The 5,248-nt window shown below is 26.0% G+C and carries 9 protein-coding genes and 1 pseudogene; 8 read left to right on the forward strand and 2 right to left on the reverse strand.

What is annotated here, in order from left to right; translation table 11 throughout:
* Both BM384_RS15390 and BM384_RS15395 read right to left on the reverse strand, forming a co-directional pair.
* Nucleotides 1-158: transposase (locus tag BM384_RS15390; RefSeq protein ID WP_139232152.1), on the reverse strand; the 158-nt coding region annotated here is incomplete at its 3' end.
* A 16-nt stretch (nucleotides 159-174) separates the two neighbouring features.
* Nucleotides 175-423, reverse strand: coding sequence for a hypothetical protein (locus BM384_RS15395; protein ID WP_090014905.1), 249 nt, complete (start codon nucleotides 421-423; stop codon nucleotides 175-177).
* A 274-nt stretch (nucleotides 424-697) separates the two neighbouring features.
* On the opposite strand from BM384_RS15395, the gene BM384_RS15400 reads away from it, so the two are divergent.
* From BM384_RS15400 to BM384_RS15430, 8 genes and pseudogenes are all read left to right on the forward strand, one after another.
* On the forward strand, nucleotides 698-1,102 hold the full coding sequence (locus tag BM384_RS15400; RefSeq protein WP_090014906.1) for a hypothetical protein: 405 nt from the start codon (nucleotides 698-700) through the stop codon (nucleotides 1,100-1,102).
* Between the two features lie 72 nt (nucleotides 1,103-1,174).
* Nucleotides 1,175-1,999: a hypothetical protein gene (locus tag BM384_RS15405; RefSeq protein WP_090014908.1), complete on the forward strand. Its 825-nt coding sequence runs from the start codon at nucleotides 1,175-1,177 to the stop codon at nucleotides 1,997-1,999.
* Nucleotides 1,989-2,846 carry a hypothetical protein gene (locus BM384_RS15410; RefSeq protein ID WP_090014910.1) on the forward strand — a complete coding sequence of 286 codons (858 nt, stop codon included), beginning with the start codon at nucleotides 1,989-1,991 and terminating at the stop codon, nucleotides 2,844-2,846. Before BM384_RS15405 ends, BM384_RS15410 begins: the two co-directional genes overlap by 11 nt.
* The gene (locus BM384_RS15415) at nucleotides 2,839-3,666 is read left to right on the forward strand and encodes a hypothetical protein (protein ID WP_090014912.1); all 828 of its coding nucleotides are present in this window, start codon (nucleotides 2,839-2,841) and stop codon (nucleotides 3,664-3,666) included. The genes BM384_RS15410 and BM384_RS15415 overlap by 8 nt, the downstream gene beginning before the upstream one ends.
* Before the next feature lie 20 nt (nucleotides 3,667-3,686).
* On the forward strand, nucleotides 3,687-4,346 hold the full coding sequence (locus BM384_RS15420; protein WP_242946066.1) for an ABC transporter ATP-binding protein: 660 nt from the start codon (nucleotides 3,687-3,689) through the stop codon (nucleotides 4,344-4,346).
* Between the two features lie 36 nt (nucleotides 4,347-4,382).
* A pseudogene (locus BM384_RS17455) lies at nucleotides 4,383-4,496 on the forward strand (YebC/PmpR family DNA-binding transcriptional regulator); the annotation flags it as partial.
* A gap of 118 nt (nucleotides 4,497-4,614) precedes the next feature.
* The gene (locus BM384_RS15425; protein WP_090014916.1) at nucleotides 4,615-4,860 is read left to right on the forward strand and encodes a hypothetical protein; all 246 of its coding nucleotides are present in this window, start codon (nucleotides 4,615-4,617) and stop codon (nucleotides 4,858-4,860) included.
* A 188-nt stretch (nucleotides 4,861-5,048) separates the two neighbouring features.
* The coding region (locus BM384_RS15430) for a transposase (RefSeq protein WP_175537276.1) at nucleotides 5,049-5,248 on the forward strand (200 nt) is incomplete at its 3' end.

A 5,248-nucleotide genomic window follows, 5' to 3' on the forward strand; every position in this document is an offset into this window, starting at 1 on the left:
GATATTATCTTTAAATTAGGGAAATTTTTTAACCAAGAAGAAACTTTTTCATAATCACGTGAATTTATCATATCAATTATTTTATGAGTATTTATATCTATCATTACAGTTGCATATTTTTTACCTTTTCTAGTTGCAAAATCATCAATACATACCATATCTACTTTAGATTTATCAATAACTACTGTATCTTTTTTTTAAAAGAGCACAAATTGTACTCTTTCCTACATTAGTTAAATTATCACTTAAATATTTGCTAGCAGCTACAGAACTCATATTTAATGAGATATTAATAATTTCTTTTTCCAACCTCTTTGTTTTCTTAGCTTTGTCATTTATAAATTTAAACTTTTCAGAAAAAGTTTTATGATTACAAGAATCATTTTTGCAAAACATTTTTCTGTTATTTATAATAATTTTCACCCTTTTGTTCTTTCCCCTTGATTTTATTATTCAAATTATATAATAGAATCTAGGCTGTTTCAACTAACATTGGAAAGAACCAATTTTAATGTGTAAAATACATAACTAAACTAGATAGATTTTGCTTAAATGAATCTATTGCAACTCAAATAGAGGAAATTAAAGCAAATAATACAAAAAAAACAATAAAATATTACAAAGACATGAAAAATATATAAAATATGGTATAATAGTTGTGACAAGCTTGTTAATATGAAAAATGAGGGGGATAAAAATGAAGAAATTAAAAACAATTTTAGTAGCAGTAGGAATAACTGTAGTATTAGGAACAATGGGAGGTGTGAATGCTTCTGCACGTAGGGATGACAATGATTGGGGAATGAACTTATTACCAGCTAAAATATCTAATACAGATGATGATTCATGGAACACATATGATGGAGGGGCAGCAAAGATATCATTAACTCGTATTGTTGATGGTCCATCATATTATTGTAAGGCAAGAGCAGAAAATGCTCATAATGAAGCAAGAAGTAGTTATGTACGTTGTCATCAAGGTAGTGGATATTATACTTTATCTGGAGTTGCAATGAGTGATGGATATGAGTATAAAGTAAGAGCCTATAATGATACTTTTGAAACTTCTTCAAGATGGGCATATGGAAATTTTACATGGTAAAATTTTTATAAATTAACTAAACTTCAAACCATAAGATGTTATGGTTTGAAGTTCAATTAGAAAGGAGAAAATATGGTCGTTGATGAACTAAAGAGAGTGATAAAAAGTAAAAGATTTATAGCAGCTATAATCATTGCTTTAATAATTAGTACTCTAGGAATATATTTTGAAATAAAGGAATTCTTATTTTTTAATTATGATGCGCCAGATCTTCAAACGGCTGAAGCTAAAGAGTCAGCAAGGCTTATGGTGGAAAATGGTCTTAATAAATACGGAGTATGGTTTGCTCAATTTAGAATGTTTATTGTTGCTATGCCTATTATTTCAGTATTACCCTTTGGATTATCCTTTGTAGAAGAAAAGGAAAGTGGAATTATTAAGCAGATTGATTTGAGAATTAATCATAAAAAATACATAAATTCAAAAATAATTGTCAATAGTATTGCTGGTGGATTGGCAGTTATAATCCCTACAATTATTTTAACTTTATTAATTTTTATTATTTTTAAAGGTAATATAGAAGATTTCTATGGATATGGGTCTTATGGAGGTCCTTTTTCAGGAATATTGGTTGATAACTTTTTTATGTATATAGTAATTCATATCATAATAAATTTTATATTTGGAGCAGCGTATGCATCTATAGGATTAGCTGTTTCTTCATTTATAAATAATAAAATTGCAATAATTTTATCACCTTTTATATTTTGGATTACAGGAAGTATAATATGTTCTATTTTAAGCATTGAGCATTATTCTACCTCATTAATTAATCAATTTTATGTAGCTGAAAATATTACAGTAAGTGAAATATTTATAGAATTAATTCTAATATTAATAGTATGTTCTATAGTATTCATTTTGAAAACAAAAAAGGAAGATATATATGAAAAATAAAGTAAAGAGTTTAGTGAAAATTAATTTGAAATTATGCAATTTACCAGTAAAGGTTGGAATAAGCAGTCTTGTGTTTTTTATTGCAGTATATATGATTTCAAGCAGACTGGCAGCAATAAGCAGAAGTTATCATATAAATTTAAATATCTGGGATGGAATTTTGAAGACTGTTAACTATAGTAGTTTTATATTAGGATTTTATCTTCCATTTGTTGTTGTGATAACAACTTTCTTTAATGTAAAGAACGATTATGAAAAATGTATTATGCTAAGGAGCAGCCATAAAAGAACATATATAGTTTCAAAAAGTGTTACTAATAGTATATTAGCTTTTTTATTTACAAGTCTCTTTTTTGTGATTTTATTTATCATAAATATGTTTATGTTTAAATATGAAACATGGTGGAGTGATTTTGTATTAAATAAAGAGAATGTAAGAGAAGTAATAAATACATTATATGTTAATTCTTTTGTATATAATTTAAATCCAATAGAAGCAGTATTAATATCCTACATAGAAATATTTATTTCTTCATTAATACTTTTTAGTTTGAGAGATTTATTAATGAATTATATACAGAGGAAGTATATAGTTTATATTATAATAAGTTCTTATTTAATAGGAAATGTAATTTTTGATGGATTTTCTTTAGAAGGAGGATTGTGTGAAGCTTATAAATATATAGGATTAGATACCATGGCATTATTGTATAAGCATAATTTTTCTCAAAATAATTATTTCCCTGTTCCTCTTTGGATGTCACTTATTTTTAGTTTTGCACTTTTAGCTGTTATTATAGCTGTTAATTTATTATTAAATAGAAGGTTAGTAATTTCACATGATTAGAAGAATAATTAGTTTAAATTTAAAATCATATAATGAAGAAAAAAGAGTCCTAATATTATTCTTAATTGGAATTTTAATCACAATATTACAGTTGAGATTAGTGAATAGTAATTCTTATGAGAATATTTTGATTGGAGATATTATTGTAATTACATATGGTGGATTAGATGTAGATTATAATATAGTTAAGGATATCTTTTCATTCATTTTATGGCTTACACCACATCTTTTTGTGTTATATATGATTAATCTATCTGTAATAAGTAGAGTTAAAGAAACGTCGGAATTAATACTGACAAGAGCGAAGAACAAGTATAAATGGATTATAGCTTTTAATTTAACAATAGTAATAAAATTAATTGAGTATTATTTTGTATTATTTTTAGCTACATTATTAGTATGCAGAGTAAAATTAGGGCATGCAGCTTTTAGCAATGTAGTCCTTAAGGGCACAGATAATTTATTAAGTAGTAATATTGAGATAAATCAATATAAAGTTATTTTATGGGTACTTTTACTTAATATCATTACATTAGCTGCTGTGCAGATTTTTCTAAATAATTTATATTATATCTTTGTAAAATCAAATGAAGCTACTGCAGTAGGAATATTGTTTATTTTAGCACCTATATTCTTTAAAAGTAAATTATATAGGATACAATTAATTAATAATGGAATGTTAAGGAGATTTGAAATTTTTAAAGATGGTTTTCTGGGATTAAATATTATAAATTCTTTAATATATATAGGACTTTTTGTAATTATAAATTTTCTTATATCATTGTTAATTATAAGGAAAAAAGATATTGATGAAATTTAAAATATATAGGAGGATAAATTGTGTCTGAAGAAAATATTATAGAAATAGTTGATTATACAAAGAGTTTTAAAGGAACTACCATATTAAATAAGATAAACTTGAACGTAAAAAAAGGAAAGACATATGGGATTATTGGAAGAAATGGTTCTGGAAAGACTTTGATTTTTAAAGCTATATGTGGATTTATAAGACCTACATCAGGTTATGTAAAAGTTAAAGGACAAAAAATTGGATCAGATGTTGACTTCCCAGATAATGTTGGAGCATTAATTGAACAGCCTGGATTTTTACCTAATTATAGTGCTTTTGATAATTTAAAGTTTTTAGCACAGATTAATAATAAGATAGATAATTCAAAAATTATAGAGGTATTACATTTTATGGAGCTGCCTATTGGTGATAAAAAAGTAAAAGAATTTTCTTTAGGAATGAAACAGCGTCTTGGAATTGCACAAGCAATAATGGAGGACCCAGAAATATTAATATTAGATGAGCCTTTTAATGGATTGGACAAGTATAGTGTTGAAAAGTTGAAAGAAAAGTTAATTCAAATAAAAGATGGTGGTAAAACAATCTTGCTAACTAGCCATATAGAACGGGATGTTCAGCAATTGAGTGATTATTTATATGAAATTGATAATGGTATTTTGACTAATGTGAAAATTGATGGGATAAGTTAATATAAATTTTAAGTCTAAAAAATCAATTAATTAAATATAGATACAGGAGAAGTTAAGAAGATGCAGAAGCTACTTGATCTTCTTGATGACGATGATGATGTACAGAATGTTTACCACAATGCTGAGTTCCCTGAAGGATGGGAAGAATAGGGCGCTTAGAGGTATTCTGAACTAGAAAAAAATCATTTGATAATGGTATACAAATTTGTTTAAAGACACTTTCAATATTGATATACATAGTGTGTATTGATATTGGAGGTGTCTTTTTTTGCTTTTGGAGGATTTACTAAAAGAATATAGATATGATATGCAGGTAAGAAATTATAGTGAGAGAACTATTAAGACTTGCTATAATTCTTCTCTTAAATTCTTTATTTACTGTAAAGGTGAGTTTGGAATTGAGAATATAGAAGATATGATGCCTATCTATTTAAAAAGGTACATAAGCTATCTGCAAGGTTTAGGAAGATCAGAAGCGGTAGTTGTCAAGAAGTTTGTCGCAAAGACTTATTAAAATCATACTATAATAGTGCAAAAATGCTTGAATAATTTTACAACTGAATAAAATAAAAAAAACATTTATGATAAATCTCTGTTATAATTAAGTTCGGCCGTATAAAAAATTTTGTGTAAACAGAATAAAAATAGCTTCTTCTTGGCAATAATCAAAATAACAAATTATTGCAAGAAGGAGTTTTTTATATGGGAAACGTGTCGAAAGAATTATTAAGAGAATATATTAAGGAGCAACATTTTACTAATGCTAATGAAATATTAGTAGGATTAAAAGAAATGTTTAGAGATGTTCTACAAGAAGCATTAGAAGCTGAAATGGATGAGGCATTAGGTTATTGTAAGTATGATACTATGAGTAAAAATAATGATAATAGCCGAAATGGATA

Origin of the sequence: Clostridium sp. DSM 8431 (assembly GCF_900116755.1) — a bacterium.
In the GTDB taxonomy this organism is placed as follows: domain Bacteria; phylum Bacillota; class Clostridia; order Clostridiales; family Clostridiaceae; genus Clostridium.

Coding starts and splice junctions, on each gene's coding strand:
- BM384_RS15400 (WP_090014906.1), top strand. CDS start 698: ATGAAGAAATTAAAAACAATTTTAGTAGCAGTAGGAATAACTGTAGTA.
- BM384_RS15405 (WP_090014908.1), top strand. CDS start 1,175: ATGGTCGTTGATGAACTAAAGAGAGTGATAAAAAGTAAAAGATTTATA.
- BM384_RS15410 (WP_090014910.1), top strand. CDS start 1,989: ATGAAAAATAAAGTAAAGAGTTTAGTGAAAATTAATTTGAAATTATGC.
- BM384_RS15415 (WP_090014912.1), top strand. CDS start 2,839: ATGATTAGAAGAATAATTAGTTTAAATTTAAAATCATATAATGAAGAA.